The organism is Sphingomonas sp. M1A8_2b (assembly GCF_053345535.1).
Window position 1 is genome coordinate 55,656 of the sequence record NZ_JBKFAH010000005.1, and the last position, 16,485, is coordinate 72,140.

Genomic DNA, 16,485 nt, shown 5'->3' on the forward strand with positions numbered 1-16,485 from the left:
CGGATGATGAAGGATAATGCCGTTTCGTCAGTATCTAACATGCGAGGCCGCTAAAGCATGTTTGGCCGGACACAAGGACACGCGGGCTCGATTCGCGATCTCTTCGCGCTGACACGGCAGCGCGATCTTGCGGTTTTGGCGGCGCTCATGACCGCGACGTCGCTGACCGAAGGGATCGGCGTGCTGGCGCTGGCGCCTATCCTCGCCAGCTTCGATCGCGTACGGCATCTACCGGGCATACTTGGGCGGCTGGTCGATGCGAGTGGCATTACGCCTACGATTGGGGGGCTCCTCACCGTCACGCTGGCATTGGCCATTGCGCGGACCATCCTCGTCCATGCTCAGACGATGGCCATGTCCCGGACCCGGAACGAACTGGTCGACCGGCTACGCGTTGCCGCCTTCGCCGGGGTAATCCGCGCCGATTGGCGCTGGCTAGCACAATCGCGCGCTTCGGATGTCGGCAACCTCATCCTCACCAACGTCAACCATATCGGTTTCGGCTTGACGTCTGTCCTTGCGCTCGCGTCGGCAGCGATAGGCGGCATTGTCTATCTCTGTGCATCGTTGATCCTGTCGTGGAAACTTGCGCTTGCCGCGTTTATTAGCGGCGGCACGGTGCTCGTCATGTTCGCCGGCCAGCGACGCCGTGCCCTTGCCCTTGGCGTGGCGCTCGGTGGCACGCGCGCTGCGTTCCACAGCTTTGTCCACCAGGGGCTCGCGGGGGTGCGCCTTATCAAGGCGTTCGGGACCGAAGACGCGCGGATCGCCGACCTCGACAGAGCCGCCGAGACGATTCGGGGTCAGATGGATCGTCAGGAGCGTATGTCCAGCTTAGGTCGTGGCGCCTTGCAGGCGGGCGGGCTGATCGTTTTGACTGGGATTGTTTATATTGGCGTTGCCGTCGTTCATGTCGCACTATCGCTGCTGTTACCGCTGTTGTTCGTGTTTGCGCGGCTGTTGCCGCTGCTTGGAAGCATCCAGCAGAACTGGAGTTCATGGAACCATGTTCGGCCTGCGCTAATCGAGACGCAAAGGCTGCTCGCTGATACCGCGGCTTTCCAGGAACTTCCCGCTGATCCGGCACACGTGCCGCTAGCATTGCGCGAAGCGCTAATCCTCGACCAGGTCACAGTGACCTATGCGGAGCGCGGCGTCCCGGCGCTTGATGCCGTATCGCTTTCACTGGCCGCCAACACGACGACGGTGCTCTATGGTCCCTCCGGCGCTGGCAAAAGCACGCTAGCCGATATCGTCATGGGATTGATCGCGTGCGATGCGGGCAGGCTGATGGTAGACAATCGCGAAATTGCGGGCAACGATCGGGTGCATTGGCGGCGGTCCATTGCCTACGTTCAGCAGGACGCCTTCGTATTCCACACGACGATCCGAGCGAATTTGCTGCTCGACCGGCAGGGCATCGGCGAGGGTGAGATCGACGAGGCGATCGCCCGCGCGGGTGCCGGCTTTGTGTATCGCCTGCCAGAGGGGATCGACACCATTGTCGGCGACGGTGGCGTACGCCTGTCGGGCGGCGAGCGTCAGCGCATCGCGCTTGCACGGGCACTTATAGGGCGACCGGCGCTGCTCGTCCTCGATGAGGCAACGAGCGCGCTCGATCCCGACAACGAGCTAGCAGTGCGCCGAACGATGGCGGCACTGCGCGGCACGACGACGATGCTGCTTATCAGCCATCGTACGTCGATGCAGGAAGATGCTGATCAGGTGGTCGAAGTGTCTGAAGGTCGGTTGCGGGTGGTCCTACCTTATTCGACTACGTTGCGAAACGCCGCCGTCTGCGACCGACACGAGTGTACGGACAGGTCCGATGTCAGCGTCTCTCACGACGAATCGGCAAAATAGCGTGGGTCAGCAACGCTTTTCTGTGAGTAGCGCCGTTACCCTATTTACCCTGGCTCCGCTCAGCGACGAATTCCAGCTTGTGTGTTTATGCTGCATTCGGCAGCGGACGCCGAATCAGGGACTCGACATAGCCGCCCTATCGTTGCGGATAGACTGGTCCCGATTTTGCGCGATCGTTGCGCGGCATCGCGTCGCCGGCTTGGTACATGAAGCGCTGGTACAATGTGGCGTATCTAGCCCTGCGGAACACCGTTACGCCCTTGCGCAGGATGCTCGCCGCATCGCCCTGCAAGGCATCCAGCTTGCCGCCGAAACCAAGCGCTTATGCGCGCTGGCGGAGGCCGCCGGAATTCCCGTCATCGTCCTGAAAGGCGCGCCGCTGGCGCAGATCGCCTACGGGATGGTCACCACCAAGCATGCCAAGGATATCGACCTCGCCGTCGTTCCCGGTAACCTCGCAGCGATGCGCGAAGTGCTGACCATAGCCGGCTATAGTGCGGATGGTGCGACCGCGTGCAAGGATGAATCTTGGTACCATTTACATAAGAAGGCACAGGTCGAGCTTCATGCCGCCTTTGTTGATCACCCGTCCTGGTTGCAGAGTCTTTCTATTCAGACAGCGCTGGATCGGCGTTGGCGATGCACGAGTAGCGATATTCCGACGCTCGCCCCGGACGACCTGTTCGCCTACCTGTGCGTCCACGGCGAAACGCACGGCTGGTCGCGATTAAAGTGGCTTGCCGACCTTGCCGCGTTACTTGCACAGCGCTCACCATCGGAAATTGAGGCGCTGCACGCGTATGCAGCGACACTTGGTGCTGAACGCCAGGCCGCGTCCGCATTGCTGCTGTGCGCCAGTCTACTGGGCACAAAATTGTCCGAAGAGCATGAGGCTAAGCTACGGAAGCGTCGGTTGATCCGTTGGCTGGCTGGCAATGCCAGGCGGTCGTTTACAGGTAACAGCGAAACCGCCGAACTCGACACGATGCCCATGTCAACGTTGCGTGTTCATATCGGCCAGTTCGTCACCACAATGGGATGGCGCAACCGTCACGGATTGCTGATGGCAAAGTTGGGCACGCAGCCGCGTGGCGGGACTCTGATCGGGTGGCCAAGCCGCCTTGTTTGTTGGCTAATGACGCGCCGGACCACCGCCCAGAAGATGCGGTCCGGCGTCCATCCGTTACGATGAATGGAGGCAGCAAATGTCGATCGTCATGTCAGTCGAACCCGAATAATCGGGACCGCCGGACAGTGCATACTCTAGATCCGCCTTATCAAGGAATAGGTGAGGTTACGTTCGTACGAAACTTTTTGGCCATCGAGTTTGTCGGCGACCGCTCAGCATGATGCGCCATCGGAAATACTCATCTCGGCTAAGTCTTCGGTGATGCTAGCTTCCATCTCAAGGACATAACTGCAAGCTATCCGGCATCGCTTAACAGTTTCTCGGCAAGTCGCGGGCAATCCGTGCGTGCGTCAGGCGGGGATCCTCGTAGAGGTCGCGCAGTGCACACCGGCGGAAGACGTTCCACCAGCGTTGCCAGCGATGTTCGGCCGCGTCGTGGAGCATGTGACAGCGCTGGCAAAGCGCGGCGAGGTTGGCGGGCATGTTGTGGCCCGGATCATGGTCGAGATGCGCGCAGGCGAGCACCACATACGTCGTCCGGACGCTGCCGAGATCGAAGCGATCGCGCACCGCGACCCGCCGCCCGCGCGCCGACCGCCAGCACGCGGCCTCGCCGTCCCACCAGCGTCCGTCGCCGAGGTGCGCGACGAACCGTCGATGCGGTCGCGCGCACCGCTCGCACCGCGCGCCGGCCCGACCGAACCGGATCGCGTGCGACAGCTGGTGCCAGTCGATCGGATAGAGCCAGCGGTTTTCGGGACGGATCGGCATCGTGATTCTATGAGTCACTGCCGAGTCGAAGGAAAGCAAAATCTTCGCTTTTCGTTTCCGTATTGTGCCGGGCGTGTTCTAAATGCTGCGGGGCAAGGCCTGATTGCACCGATGGTCACACATGAGAAAGATCGCTGATTGTTGCGATGAAGCCGAGCGGCGGGCCGGCCATGGCTAATCCGGTCTTAATCATCGTGGCGCATGATCGGGACGTGCGCCATCGTCTCTATACCCCTCCCCTGTTTGTGATCGCTCTGCTGGGTCTTGCGCTGCGGATCTGGTCTGCGCGCGGGGGCTGTGGGTCGATGAAGCGTGGTCGGCGGTATATGCGGCGCGGGCGTGAACGCCGCTCGGCGTGTTTCTCGCGATCAATCACGACAATAATCATCATTTCAACAGCCTGTGGATGCAGATGTGGGGTCTCGCCGCCTCGCCGCTCGCGCTGCGCAGCCTGTCGATCGCAACCGGCACGCTTACCATTCTGGTCGCCGGCGCGATCGGCGCGCGGCGGGGCGTCGGCCATGCGCTGGTCGCCGCGCTGCTGTTCGCGGTTTCGCCGATCCTCGTAAACTATGGTTCCGAAGCGCGTGGCTACGCGCCGATGCTGCTCGCTGCCATGACGATGATCTGGTGCGTCGCAGGGGTGCTCGACGATCTGCCCCGCATCTCGGGGCGCATGACGTGGGGCCTTGGCGGGTTGGTGGCGCTGGGCCTGTTGTCGCAACTGACGATGCTGTTCTTCGTCCTCGCGATGGCCGCCTGGATCGCGTGGGTGCTGGCGCGACGGCTGCCGATCGACGAAGCGATCGGATCGACCGTTCGTCTGCTGCTGCCCAGTTTCGGCGCCTGTGTTTTGGTGATCGGATGACGGTCGGTCGGGCCGTCTGGAGCCCGACCGGTAGGCAGGTCGGCGATTACAGCGGCTTTTCGCTCGCGGGCTGGTCCACCGCGATGGCAACGATGGTGCACGCCACGCTCGGTCTGCCAAATGGAGGGCGATGGATCGTCGCTGCGGCGGTCGTCGCGATCACTGGCTCGGCCTCGGCGCGCGCAACCAGCGCTCGGTCATCGGACCGTTCATCATCATCGCGAGCTTCTTCCCGCTGTTGTTCCCGCTTCTGCAGATCGGCAACAGCAGTTTTCCGCGATATGTCCTGCTGACGGCGGTCGCCATCCTGTTGCTCGTCGCCGACAGCATCGCGTGCGTGCTTGATCGTCGAACGGTCGGCCATCCACTGGGCCGTCCAGTGGGCAGGGTGTTGGCCATTCTGGCGCTCGGCGGGATCCTCGTCGGCAGTCTTTACGAGGATATTGCCCAGGCCGCACTTCGCCGAGGCGATCCCGGCGCGGTGATCGCGACGATGGCCGCGCGTGCGCCGCACGGGGCCACGATGAGGGTCGACCACCTGCGTCCCGTCGCGGTGTTGCGCGTGGCTGCGGCCGAGGCACGATACCCACTGGCGGTTATCGGCGACTGTCCTGCACGGCGCTTCCTTCAGGTCGAACTGAAGGCTCATGGGAATGCGTCGCCGACGACCGTGAGATGCGGCCGGCGCTATCGCCGGCTCGTCATGCGTCGCGGTGGCCGTCTGTCAGGCGTCGACTGGGCGCTTTATGAAACTTTGTGAGTTCGCCGCGCCCGCTGCGGATAGTATAATCAGCTAGGACAATCGGCCTGGGGGCGGCGCCATCGGCGCCTCGATCGAGATCGGGGAATCCGACTGTCGGCGCCCCAATTTGCCGGCATGCAGTCGGGAACGGTCCGGAACGGCACGATTTAACACGCGAACGCCTCATCAAAACGAAAAAGGTCCGAAGTTCTCTGGTTATCGTCGCACGACGCTACTATCGCCCCTGCGATGTTATCGAGGGAAGAAACTATGTCGAAGACCGCTATCGTTACCGGGATCAGCGGCCAGGATGGTGCATATCTGGCGGAGAATCTGCTGAACCGTGGCTATACGGTGTATGGAACGTACCGCCGGACGAGCTCGGTCAATTTCTGGCGGATCGACGAACTCGGCATCACCAACCACCCCGGGCTCAAACTCGTCGAGTATGATCTGACCGACATGGGGTCGGCGATCCGGCTGATCGAGACCTCGGAAGCCACCGAGATCTACAACCTCGCCGCGCAGAGCTTCGTCGGCGTGTCGTTCGACCAGCCGATCGCCACCGGGCAGATCACGGGTCTGGGCGCCGCCTATCTTCTCGAGGCGATCCGCACCGTCAATCGCGACATCCGCTTCTACCAGGCGTCGACCTCCGAGATGTTCGGCAAGGTCCAGGCGATCCCGCAGAAGGAGGATACGCCGTTCTACCCGCGCAGCCCGTACGGCGTCGCCAAGCTCTACGCGCATTGGCTGACCGTGAACTACCGCGAAAGCTTCGGCATCTTCGGTACCAGCGGGATCCTGTTCAACCATGAATCGCCGCTCCGCGGGCGTGAGTTCGTGACCCGCAAGATCACCGACACCGTCGCCAAGATCGCGCAGGGCAAGGCGGAGATCCTCGAGCTCGGCAATCTCGATGCCAAGCGCGACTGGGGCTATGCCAAGGATTATGTCGAAGGCATGCGGCTGATGCTCCAGCACGACGTCGCCGACACCTATGTGCTGGCGACCAACCGCACCGAGCCGGTCCGCACGTTCGTCGAGCTGGCGTTCGGCCATGTCGGCATCACGCTTGATTGGTCGGGCAAGGACGAGAACGAGACCGGGATCGACCGCAAGACGGGCAAGATGCTCGTGCGCGTCAATCCGGCGTTCTATCGTCCCTCCGAAGTCGACCTGCTGATCGGCGACCCGGGCAAGGCCGAGCGCGAACTGGGGTGGAAGCCCGAGGTTCAGCTGGAGGAACTTGCGCGGCTGATGATGGAAGCCGACATGCGTCGCAATACTGCAGGCTGGTCGTTCTGATGCGGGTCGCGCTGACCGGAGCAACCGGCTTTACCGGTCGCTTCGTGTCCGCCGCGCTGGAGCAGGCCGGCGCGACGCCGGTCGTGCTGCAGTGCGACCTGCGCGACCAAGCGGCCGTCGATCAGGCGGTCGACGAACTGGATTTCGACCGGGTCATCCATCTGGCCGGCCATGCGTTCGTCGATGCGAGCGACTGGCAATCCTTCTACACGGTCAACCAGCTCGGCACGCTCAACCTGCTCGATGCGGTCAGCCGCAGGAAGCCGGGCGCACGCTGCATCCTGGCGTCCAGCGCGCAGGTATACGGCCCCAATGCCGAGGGATTGATCACCGAGGATGCGCCGACCAATCCGGTCAATCATTATGCGATCAGCAAGCGCACGATGGAGGATGGTGCGGACCTGTGGCGGGACCGGCTGGAAATCGTCGTGACGCGGCCGTTCAACTATACCGGCGTCGGTCAGGACACGCAGTATCTGATCCCCAAGATCGTCGATCATTTCCGTCGGCAGGCCGATGTGATCGAGCTGGGCAATACGTGGGTAAAACGCGATTTCGGCGACGTGCGATCGGTCGCGGACGCGTATGCAGGGCTGGCGCTGGCGCGCGACGTCCCGCCGGTGGTCAATGTCGCGACCGGCGCGGTGTCGTCGATCGGCGACATCCTGGAACAGCTGACTGCGATCAGCGGGCACCATGTCGAGGTCGAGGTCAACCAGGCGTTCGTCCGCAAGGGCGACGTCGAGGTGCTGGGCGGCGATGCGACGCTGCTCCGGCAGACGCTGCCGGACTGGCAGCCGCGTAGCCTCGCCGATACGTTGCAGTGGATGTACGCCGCGGGCGAGGCTTAGGGTCTAGTACGAGGACCCCCGCAAAAGGCTATGGCAGCCGCTCCTGTCGACAGGAGCGGCTGCCCGGAACTGTCATCGGGCATGACCGGTGACGCGGGGATTACGCCAGCCCTGGACACCGTCGACGCGCGGCGTCGGCTTGCCGGCAAGGTCCATGATGGCGGGACGTTCCACCTCGAGTTGCCATCCTGCTGACAGCAAGTCATCGCACAGGCGGCCTTCGATCTCGCGCGAGTGTGTCCCTATCATCATGTAGGCGACATGCTCGTTCAGGAAGTCCAGCGAACTGGCGACCAGGTCGGCCTCGCCGCCCTGGATGTCGATATGCAGCAAATCCACGCGCTCGACGCCGACCGCAAGATCGGCGAAACCAACCGCGGGCAGCTTGTGATAGAGCCCTGTATTTTCCGCCTCCAACTCCTGGTCCCGCGTTCCGTTGATGATCGGATCGAGCCCGCTTCCTTCGGGTGGAAAAAATGCGGTTCCCGATCGGGGCGCCGCCACCCCGTGATGGATCGTCACGTCTTCGGGAGAAAACCCGTTTGCCAACGTCGACTCCCGGGCGAACGCGGCATGATTTGGCTCGCCCTCGATGCCGATAGCACGAACTTTCTTGCCCGCTCGACGCGCTGCGACACCCGTTATGTTGATCCAGCAACCCCAGTGGCAGCCAAGCTCGATGACGGTGAACACCTCGCCAGCCAGATCGACAGCCCGCAATGCAGCACCGAACTCCGCCATATCGGCATGCCAGTTGGCCGGAATCACGTCGACTTCAACGGTTCCCTTCATCGGCTCGAGATGCTCGGGAAAGAACTTCGGATCGATCGCTACGCCGAAATAATTGAGCGCGTAGTCGGCGTGTGCAGTCTGCGGGCCGGCTGCGTAACGCCGGATAGTTCCTGGAACGTCAAACCGGGCTTGATAATGCCAGAACGGGCTGTCGACCATTGTAACTCCTAATTACTAGACCGGATGCCGATCGGCTATGTATTTGTAAGACATAGGAAAAATATGATAAAAACTATGCAATTACCCAAAGTAGTTGAGCAATGGCGACGGTATGTTTGTCCGTCCGATCCAGCAAGCGATATTAACGCCGCTGCTTGAGAATTACGTCTCCGAGCCTTACACTGGGTACCGACCGCGGTGACACGGAGCATTGAGTTGCTCGGTGGATCCGAGCGTGATCGCGCAGGGCGATGACATTGATATATTTGTGGTTTGATTGATGATCTCGTTTGAAAACGTCTCCAAAAGCTATCACATCCGGAAGTTCCGCAAGGATGTGCTGAGCGATCTGAGCTTCGATATTCCGACCGGATGCAGTCTCGGCATATGCGGTGCCAATGGCGCGGGTAAGTCGACCTTGATGCGTCTGATTTCGGGCGTCGAGGCACCGAGCGCGGGTCGCATTACGCGGTCGGTATCCTGCTCTTGGCCGATCGGCTATTCGAGCTGCTTCCAGTCCAGCCTCACCGGCGCCGACAATGCGCGTTTCATCGCGCGGATCTACAGCAGGGATATTCAGCAGCTGCTCGATTACGTTGAGGATTTTGCGCAGCTGGGTGCCTATTTCTATCAGCCGATCTATAGCTATTCGGCCGGTATGATGGCGCGTCTCGCCTTTGGTATTTCGTTGGCGATCGATTTCGATTGTTATCTGGTGGACGAGGTTACTGCGGCAGGCGACGACCGCTTCCGGCAGCGCTGCGAAGATGCGCTCCACCACCGGCGCTCCGCCGGAACCCTGTTGATGATCAGCCATGACCCGAATACTTTGCGCGCGTATTGCGAACGTGGCGCGGTTTTGCAGGATGGCCGGCTTAGTTTCTATGACACGATAGATGAGGCCATCGATATCCACATGCATAATCAGTCCATACAGTAAGACCTTAATATTTAATCGGTGCACGGGCTGGGAAATACATGCATGAATAAGTCTATCCTTATCCAGAATTATCACCCCCAGGGTACCGAAGCGTTGATCCGCGATTTCAAAGCGATCGGTTTCAAGGTTTTCAGCCCCGATAGCGACTGGGGGCGTATCAGGTATTTTGCGGAGAATACCGGTCTCGGTGGCGAGATCGTATCTTTCGAAGACTATATGAAGACCGATCCCGGCTTTGTGCTGATCGGGTGCAAGGCGCAGGAGGACGATCTCAAGGCTATTGCTAGCCAGCATGGCGACAAGATGATTCTCAATATCGCTCAGCAAAACCATGTGTATGAGCCGAATATTGCGAATATCCTGATATGCCCGGATGTCGGGCTCTGGCGCAGTTATCCGGATCCGATACAGCACAGGCTGTTGTATTTCCCACGCCCCGTAATTGCCGACGTTCCCGCCAAGGATATCGTCCAGTCGTTTGAGGACCGGACGATCGCCTCATTCATCAGCATGCCGACGTTCTGGAAGCGGGGACTGCCGGCCTTCGAAGCGTTTCGGGCGCAGTGGCAAGGGAATTGCTACATGTTCGGCCATCAAGCAACCGATGGCCTGCTTACGCATGCGCAGTGCAATGCGCGGATGGCGACATCGTTCTTCACGGCGCATTTCAAGGACGAAGAGGCCTATGGTCTGTCGTGCCTGGAATCGATGATGCTGGGAACCCCGGTTGTGAGCACGCATGAGTTCATGCGCGATAAAACGCTCGGCGAGTATTTCCTGCGTCCCGAAAACTCCATCGTCACGGATACCATCGAGCAGGCCATTGCGGCGCTGGAGGCGCTTACGCTGGATGAATACAGGCAGCTAAGCGACAACGCCCGCACGACCGTCCTAGACCTTACCGCCAAGGAGAAGACGGTTGATATTCTGAACCACGCAGTCGAGGTGGAGATGCGCTCGCTCTAGCCTAGCGGATGGCGTAGTTCAAAATGCAGTAATGCTTGGCGGTCGTGGCCGTATCCGTAGCGGTTGGGGGCAAGACCATCCGGGACCTCGTGGAGAAGTTTGCCGAGGCACCGGCAATCCGTTGCGGGCCGCACATGCTTGGATAGGTGCCGGAGACTGCCTCGAGATCGTTGCGCGCGATCACCATCGGCCCCGTCAGATAGTCGACGTTAAGCGCGAGCATCGCTCCGCGAACGCGGTTGTCGGTCACCGCACCCCCGAAGGTCGGCGCCTCATACCAAGGCGCCGACCCGATCATGATGCCGAAGCCGCAGCGCCGCTTTGCGCCACAATCGATCATGTTGCCGGTAACCTGCGTACCGGTGAAATCGCCGCTAGTGGCGTTGGGCCAGGCTTGCAGCATGATCTCGGCGAACGCGCCGCCCTCGGCGCTCCCGCTATGATCGAAGTGGTTGGCGGTGATCGTGCAGCCGACGCAGCTGCCGAATATCAGCTGGACGTCGGTATTGTCGCGAAACCGGTTGCCCGACACCTGGAAGCGTTGCGCGGTATGGATGGTCAGACCGTCTGCCCAGCGCAGCAAGGCGTCGTGCGTGCCATTGCCGGTAAAGGCGTTGTCCGTGATGACGGCCTCGACGCCGGTCCCGTATTCGAGCGCGGTATAGCAGGCCATATCGCGAAAGACCGAGCGGGTAATCACAACCGAATTCCCGTTGACGAGAAGCCCGCCGGCCATCGGCCGTTCCTTGTCCGACGCGCAGCGCTTTGCCGACAGGGCGGGATCGCTCAATCGCGTTCCCTGGAACACCAGATGGTCGAGCCGGACCGCATTGCTGTCGATCGTGATGGGCATGATCGCGCCCTTGCTCGCGTCCTTGATGCCACCCGCTGTGATCGCGAGATGCAGGACCGCGCAGCGACGTTCGTCGGAGGAACACGGGGGTGCCTCCGGTGAAACGCCACGGGTCGTCAGGGTCACCGGACGCTGCAGGCGAACAGGCGTCGCGATCTCATATCGGCCAGATGGAAGCGCGATTTTTCCATTCGCCGGTGTCGCGTCCAGGCAAGCCTGAAGCGCGGGTCCTGCATCGTGTCCGCTACCGGCCAGGCGGGTTACCGCGGCGCAGGGCGCCGGCGCTGCGGTCGCGACTGATCGCCCCTCCCCGCCGAACCCCGACATCGCCGCCAGCGCAGCGGCCAGCAGCAAGATAAGCGCCCCTATGTATCGGTAAGTATATGAGGTCCCTTGCTTGCGACGTGATCCCCGCTGGTGCAGGGAGCGCCGCAACATTGGAACTCGACGGCTCGGGCGCGGTAGGAGCAAAACATGCTTTCAAAAATTTTCAACAAGACAAGCCGGGCTAACGATCGCCGAACGGGTAATCAATGCCGTAATGCCCGCGACTGGGCGGGCGCATCGACTGCGTATGCGCGACATCTTGCGGTCAACCGCACCGACCAGCCTATCTGGGTGCAGTTGGGTCACGCCTACAAGGAGCAAGGGCTTCTGACCGAGGCGGCAGACGCGTATCAGGCCGCGGTCGACCTCGATAGCCGCGATGCCGATGCCAGCATCCACCTTGCCGACGTCCTGCGGCGACTGGGTCGTGGCGAAGACGCGCTTGCAGCCTATGAGAGGGTAAACAACATCGCACCCAATGTCGAAAGCATGCAGCAAATCCGGTTGCTGCGCCGTGACACGAAGGCAACCGAAGCTTTGGGCTTGGGGGAGGGTACGACCTTCTTCGCGATCCAGGATCTTTTCGGGTACCTCAAGGCGCATGTGACGATGTCCGGAATCCAGCGTGTGCAAGCTGGCATCGCCATGCATGCGATACGGGATACCGACATCGACGTCCGTTTCATCCTGAGCAATGTCGGACCCGAAACGCCCGCGCTTCCTGCCGGTGAGTTCTGGATGGTCGATAACGCCGAGATGATGCGAGCCATCGACTATGCCTCGGGACGGCAGGTGGATCACGAAACGCTGCGGGCGATGTTGATGGCGTGCGAGAATGCCGCCGAACGCGTCAGGCCGCTCGAGGGCAGCACGATCATCCTGCTGGGTGCTTTCTGGGGCCTGGGGAACAGCATCCAGAATTTCGTCCGCTCCAAGCGCGATGGCGTGCGGATCGGCGCCTATGTCTACGACATCATCCCGGTGACGCATCCGGAATTCTGCGACGATGCGTTGGTCACCGACTTCACGATGGCGATCTGCGAGCTCTGCGGTACGGCCGACTTCGTTTTGACGATCTCCGACGCGACGCGCATCGCGCTGACCGACTTCATCGCGGAAAACGGGGGGCGGCCGATCCCGATGACGACCGTCCCGCTGGCGCATCACCTGACGCGCGAAGCCGGTCATTCCGTCGCATGGCCCGAGCAGCTCCGCCGCGTGAAGGGTAAGCGCTACGTCGCCTATGTCTCGACGATCGAAGGTCGCAAAAACCATTTGTACGTGATCAACGCGTGGCGACGTCTGATTGCCGAAGGCGTCGATGTGCCCGATCTCGTCTTCGTCGGCCGGCATGGCTGGAAGATCGGTGCCCTTACTGATGTGTTGATGGCGACCGAGAATCTCGGCGGACGACTGCATATCGCGCACAACCTGTCCGATGGCGAGCTGAACGCGGTGTACGCCGGATGCGAATTCTCGGTGTTCACGAGCTTCGTCGAAGGATGGGGACTGCCGGTCGGCGAAAGCCTGTTCCATGGACGCCCGTGCATCGCCTCGAATACCTCGTCGATCCCCGAGGTTGGCGGCGATTTGGTAGACTATGTCGATCCTTTCAACCTGACCCAGGGGGTAGAGGTCTTTCGGCGAATGATCACCGATCGGGGGTATCTGCGTGGTCGGGTCGAGGCGATCCGCGATCATTTCGTTGCACGGACGTGGAACGATGTCGGCGCCGATTTCCTGGAAAAGATAAAGCTCCATCAGGACACGCCGATCACGCCGTTCACGGCGACGCTCAAGGAAGGCGAGAGTTTTTCGTTCCGGGTCCATCCGGGTGATCGCGTCGATACGCATCGGTATTTCCGGCGCCTGAACCGCTTGTTGGCGGAATCCGCCTTCTTCTACGGTGGCGAAGACCATGGTGTGTGGATGCGCGGAGCCAATCCAGAGCTGTCGATAGCGACCGATATGGCAGCGGGTACGTCGCTCTTGGTCTATCTCAAGATTTCTATCGCGCCCGGCGCGTTCGAGTGTCGCTTGACGATTACCGACGTTGTGTCGGACGCGGAAACAGCCTCGACCGGATTGCACGATCTTCGGCTCGCAGGAGGTGCGGTGCGCATGCCGGCGGTCGTCGGCAAAGATGGCGCCCTGCATTTGCGCTTCAGCGTGCTCGGATCCTATTCGCAGTTGCCGGGCGAAGTCCGCAATTACGCGATCGGGCTACGATCCATCGGCTATGCGCAGACCGACAACACGCTGGCGCGGCAGGAGCTGATCGAGGCCATGACGTTGCAGGATTTGGCAGCCTGACATCTGGTGCCGGAAGAGACGGAGACGCATCGCTAGCCGGACCTACACCGCGCGGCGTGCCGATCTGTATCGACGGGCGGATGGTGTCCGATGGCGGCGCCGGTACCGGGGTCGGGCAATTCGCGCGCAATCTCATCGGCGCCTTGCGGGATGCGGGCCTTCGTCCGTCGATCCTTGAGGATGGCGGTCCGGCGGTGCGCCGTTCGCAGATCGGCAAGCTACTGGCGGCCGCGCGCCCGTGGCGCCGCGCGGCGATCATGAGCACGCACGGCTTCCTCGTACCCGACGTCTTTCGCGAGGCGCAGGTGTTTTTCGACATCCACAAGCAACCAATGCCGATCGCGCTACCCGGCCCCGCCGGGATCATGCACTGGACCTATCCGCTGCCGCTGCGCGTCTTGGGCTGGCGCAATCTGTATACCGTCCATGACGTGCTGCCGCTCGATCCGGCGATCCCCAGTCCGGTCAACGGCCCGCGGCTGCGTCGCCTGCTCGATGCATTGCGGGCGTCGGGCGGCGAATTCGCGACCGTGTCGGAGGCTGCACGCGCCCAGATCGTCGCCCGGATGGGCTGGCACGCAGATACCGTGACGTGCTGCCACCAGGCGATCGACGTCGACGGCGCCGATAAGGGGCCGCTGCCCGGCGACCTCCGCCAAGGCGAGTATCTGCTCTATGTCGGCGCGGTCGAAGCGCGCAAGAATCTGCACCGCCTGCTCGATGCCTACCGTGCCAGCGGAATTACGACGCCGCTGGTGATCTCGGGACCCGATGGGTTGGATGCAGCGGGCATCGACGACCATATCGCGGCGACCCCCGGCGCGGTGCGGCTCGGGCTGCAGCCGCGCGGTCGCGTGCTGCAGCTGATCGCTGGCGCGCGCGCGCTCGTTTTCGTGTCGCTCGCCGAGGGCTTCGGGCTGCCAGTGGCCGAGGCGATGGCGCTGGGAACGCCGGTGCTGGCGGCCGATGTCGCAGCGCTGGCCGAGGTCGCGGACGGCGCGGCGTTGCTGGTCGATCCGCTCGACCTGTCCGCGCTGCAAATCGCGCTGCTCGCGATCGACGGCGATGCGGCGTTGCGCGACCGTCTGGCGCGGCTCGGCCGGCAGCGCGCGCGACACTTTGCGCTCGGCCCCTATGCACGGCGCCTGCTATCCCTGTACGGGATGGCATGACCGACCACGCTTCATCACCCATCCGGATCGGCCTGGATGGCTATAATCTCGCGTTGCCGCAGGGCACCGGTGTTGCCACCTATGGCCGCAACCTAGCCGCGGCGATCGACCGGCTCGGCTATCCGGTCGACCTCGTCTTCGGCGTCAACATCCCGCGCAAGGCCGATGTCGATCTTCGGGAATCTCTGTTCTTCGGGCAGTTGGGGGCGGATGTTTCCAATCGCCTGACCTGGCGCAAACGCGTGCGGCGCTGGCGGGTCCATCCGCTGGCACACGACCTGATCGAGATCCCGGTGACCGGCCGCGCCATCATGGCGGATGCGGGCGACCGGTTGCCGCGGTTCGACCGGCTGTTCAACCTGAGCGAAATCTACGACGTCTGCGCGCGGCATTTCCGCCGCTACGGCACGTTCATGACGTTGCGGATGCCCAACCCGCCGACGATCATGCACTGGACCTACCCGCTGCCGCTTCGCATCGCCGGCGCGCGCAACATCTACACGCTGCACGACCTCGTGCCGTTGCGGCTGCCGCGCGCCAGTCTCGAGGACAAGCGCTATTACGACCGGCTCGCGCGCGCCTGCGTCGCCCGCGGCGATCATATCGTCACGGTGTCCGAAAAGTCGCGCGACGATATCATCGAACTGCTGGGCGCCGATCCCGACCGCGTCACCAACTGCTATCAGTCGAGCGATATCCCCCCGCTGCGCGAGCCCGCCGGGCTGGCCGGCCGGCTGCGACGGCTGTTCGACCTCGAGATGAAGGGCTATTTCCTGTTCTTCGGCGCGATCGAGCCCAAGAAGAATTTGGGGCGCGTGATCCAGGCGTATCTCGAGGCCGATCTCGAGACCCCGCTGGTGATCGTCGGTGCCGAGGCCTGGCATGCCGAGCGCGAGTTGAAGCTGCTCGGCAGTGCGCACGGCCGCCAATTGCCCGGGGTCGATCGGATCCGCCGTATCGACTATGTCCCGCGCGCGCTGCTGACAGATCTGCTGCACGGCGCCAAGGCAAGCCTGTTCCCGGCGCTCTACGAAGGCTTCGGGCTGCCCGCGCTGGAGACGCTGGCGGCCGGTGTTCCGTTGTTGTCGAGCACGACCGGTGCGTTGCCCGAGGTGACCGGGAATGCGGCGCTCGCGGTGGATCCGTACGACGTCGACGGCATGGTCGATGCGATCCGTCGGCTCGATACCGATGGCGCATTGCGGGACCGGCTGTCGCACGACGGGCCGATCCAGGCGGCGACCTTTTCGGGTCCCTCCTTCGCCGAGCGCATTCGTCAACTTTACCAAGTGGTCGCGACGCGCTAGGCGCGTGGCAAGGTGCAGGCTCCCGGATCGAACGTGACCATTCGACGATATTCCGCAGCTGCGATTGGTGACACTGGAGTGAAGATAATGCGTGTTATGCACACGGCGCGGGTCGTTCGACCAG

Annotated in this window: 14 protein-coding genes; 11 read left to right on the forward strand and 3 right to left on the reverse strand. The window is 62.2% G+C overall.

Going from position 1 to position 16,485, the window contains the following annotated elements; genetic code table 11:
* The first annotated feature begins 57 nt into the window (after positions 1-57).
* Positions 58-1,863 (forward strand): ABC transporter ATP-binding protein, encoded by a 1,806-nt coding sequence (locus ACLBWL_RS17370; protein ID WP_447795159.1) that lies wholly within the window; start codon positions 58-60, stop codon positions 1,861-1,863.
* A 142-nt stretch (positions 1,864-2,005) separates the two neighbouring features.
* Positions 2,006-3,055 (forward strand): nucleotidyltransferase domain-containing protein, encoded by a 1,050-nt coding sequence (locus tag ACLBWL_RS17375; RefSeq protein WP_447795161.1) that lies wholly within the window; start codon positions 2,006-2,008, stop codon positions 3,053-3,055.
* Positions 3,056-3,301: 246 nt separating this feature from the next.
* On the opposite strand, the gene ACLBWL_RS17380 is transcribed toward ACLBWL_RS17375, so the two are convergent.
* Complete coding sequence (locus ACLBWL_RS17380) at positions 3,302-3,763, reverse strand: hypothetical protein (RefSeq protein WP_447795163.1); 462 nt, start codon at positions 3,761-3,763, stop codon at positions 3,302-3,304.
* A gap of 355 nt (positions 3,764-4,118) precedes the next feature.
* Here ACLBWL_RS17380 and ACLBWL_RS17385 point away from each other — a divergent pair, with 355 nt between their 5' ends.
* The 4 genes from ACLBWL_RS17385 (at position 4,119) to ACLBWL_RS17400 (ending at position 7,532) form a co-directional block, all read left to right on the forward strand.
* Entirely contained in the window at positions 4,119-4,631 is a 513-nt protein-coding gene (locus ACLBWL_RS17385; protein WP_447795165.1) for a glycosyltransferase family 39 protein, read from the forward strand.
* Positions 4,632-4,761: 130 nt separating this feature from the next.
* Positions 4,762-5,391 carry a hypothetical protein gene (locus ACLBWL_RS17390; RefSeq protein WP_447795166.1) on the forward strand — a complete coding sequence of 210 codons (630 nt, stop codon included), beginning with the start codon at positions 4,762-4,764 and terminating at the stop codon, positions 5,389-5,391.
* A gap of 252 nt (positions 5,392-5,643) precedes the next feature.
* The gene (gene gmd / locus ACLBWL_RS17395) at positions 5,644-6,681 is read left to right on the forward strand and encodes a GDP-mannose 4,6-dehydratase (protein WP_447795168.1); all 1,038 of its coding nucleotides are present in this window, start codon (positions 5,644-5,646) and stop codon (positions 6,679-6,681) included.
* On the forward strand, positions 6,681-7,532 hold the full coding sequence (locus ACLBWL_RS17400; RefSeq protein WP_447795170.1) for a GDP-mannose 4,6-dehydratase: 852 nt from the start codon (positions 6,681-6,683) through the stop codon (positions 7,530-7,532). The genes gmd and ACLBWL_RS17400 overlap by 1 nt, the downstream gene beginning before the upstream one ends.
* A 72-nt stretch (positions 7,533-7,604) precedes the next feature.
* On the opposite strand, the gene ACLBWL_RS17405 is transcribed toward ACLBWL_RS17400, so the two are convergent.
* Entirely contained in the window at positions 7,605-8,483 is an 879-nt protein-coding gene (locus tag ACLBWL_RS17405) for a hypothetical protein (RefSeq protein ID WP_447795172.1), read from the reverse strand.
* Between the two features lie 280 nt (positions 8,484-8,763).
* On the opposite strand from ACLBWL_RS17405, the gene ACLBWL_RS17410 reads away from it, so the two are divergent.
* Both ACLBWL_RS17410 and ACLBWL_RS17415 read left to right on the forward strand, forming a co-directional pair.
* Positions 8,764-9,423 (forward strand): ABC transporter ATP-binding protein, encoded by a 660-nt coding sequence (locus tag ACLBWL_RS17410; protein ID WP_242153888.1) that lies wholly within the window; start codon positions 8,764-8,766, stop codon positions 9,421-9,423.
* A 42-nt stretch (positions 9,424-9,465) separates the two neighbouring features.
* A complete protein-coding gene (locus tag ACLBWL_RS17415) occupies positions 9,466-10,389 on the forward strand; it encodes a hypothetical protein (protein WP_447795174.1) in 924 nt (307 codons plus the stop codon).
* A gap of 1 nt (position 10,390) precedes the next feature.
* On the opposite strand, the gene ACLBWL_RS17420 is transcribed toward ACLBWL_RS17415, so the two are convergent.
* Positions 10,391-11,242, reverse strand: a complete 852-nt coding sequence (locus ACLBWL_RS17420) for a right-handed parallel beta-helix repeat-containing protein (protein ID WP_447795176.1) — start codon at positions 11,240-11,242, stop codon at positions 10,391-10,393.
* 474 nt (positions 11,243-11,716) lie between these two features.
* Here ACLBWL_RS17420 and ACLBWL_RS17425 point away from each other — a divergent pair, with 474 nt between their 5' ends.
* From ACLBWL_RS17425 to ACLBWL_RS17435, 3 genes are read left to right on the forward strand one after another with little or no spacing between them, the layout of a single operon-like run.
* Positions 11,717-13,882 (forward strand): glycosyltransferase, encoded by a 2,166-nt coding sequence (locus tag ACLBWL_RS17425; protein WP_447795178.1) that lies wholly within the window; start codon positions 11,717-11,719, stop codon positions 13,880-13,882.
* A 56-nt stretch (positions 13,883-13,938) separates the two neighbouring features.
* Positions 13,939-15,054, forward strand: coding sequence for a glycosyltransferase (locus ACLBWL_RS17430; protein ID WP_447795180.1), 1,116 nt, complete (start codon positions 13,939-13,941; stop codon positions 15,052-15,054).
* On the forward strand, positions 15,051-16,361 hold the full coding sequence (locus ACLBWL_RS17435; RefSeq protein ID WP_447795182.1) for a glycosyltransferase family 4 protein: 1,311 nt from the start codon (positions 15,051-15,053) through the stop codon (positions 16,359-16,361). The genes ACLBWL_RS17430 and ACLBWL_RS17435 overlap by 4 nt, the downstream gene beginning before the upstream one ends.
* Positions 16,362-16,485 lie beyond the last annotated feature (124 nt).

Excerpts from the sequence above, each read along its gene's own strand:
- ACLBWL_RS17370 (WP_447795159.1), top strand. The coding sequence starts at position 58 with ATGTTTGGCCGGACACAAGGACACGCGGGCTCGATTCGCGATCTCTTC.
- ACLBWL_RS17380 (WP_447795163.1), bottom strand. The coding sequence starts at position 3,763 with ATGCCGATCCGTCCCGAAAACCGCTGGCTCTATCCGATCGACTGGCAC.
- ACLBWL_RS17390 (WP_447795166.1), top strand. The coding sequence starts at position 4,762 with ATGGATCGTCGCTGCGGCGGTCGTCGCGATCACTGGCTCGGCCTCGGC.
- gmd (WP_447795168.1), top strand. The coding sequence starts at position 5,644 with ATGTCGAAGACCGCTATCGTTACCGGGATCAGCGGCCAGGATGGTGCA.
- ACLBWL_RS17400 (WP_447795170.1), top strand. The coding sequence starts at position 6,681 with ATGCGGGTCGCGCTGACCGGAGCAACCGGCTTTACCGGTCGCTTCGTG.
- ACLBWL_RS17405 (WP_447795172.1), bottom strand. The coding sequence starts at position 8,483 with ATGGTCGACAGCCCGTTCTGGCATTATCAAGCCCGGTTTGACGTTCCA.
- ACLBWL_RS17410 (WP_242153888.1), top strand. The coding sequence starts at position 8,764 with ATGATCTCGTTTGAAAACGTCTCCAAAAGCTATCACATCCGGAAGTTC.
- ACLBWL_RS17415 (WP_447795174.1), top strand. The coding sequence starts at position 9,466 with ATGAATAAGTCTATCCTTATCCAGAATTATCACCCCCAGGGTACCGAA.
- ACLBWL_RS17420 (WP_447795176.1), bottom strand. The coding sequence starts at position 11,242 with ATGCCCATCACGATCGACAGCAATGCGGTCCGGCTCGACCATCTGGTG.
- ACLBWL_RS17425 (WP_447795178.1), top strand. The coding sequence starts at position 11,717 with ATGCTTTCAAAAATTTTCAACAAGACAAGCCGGGCTAACGATCGCCGA.
- ACLBWL_RS17435 (WP_447795182.1), top strand. The coding sequence starts at position 15,051 with ATGACCGACCACGCTTCATCACCCATCCGGATCGGCCTGGATGGCTAT.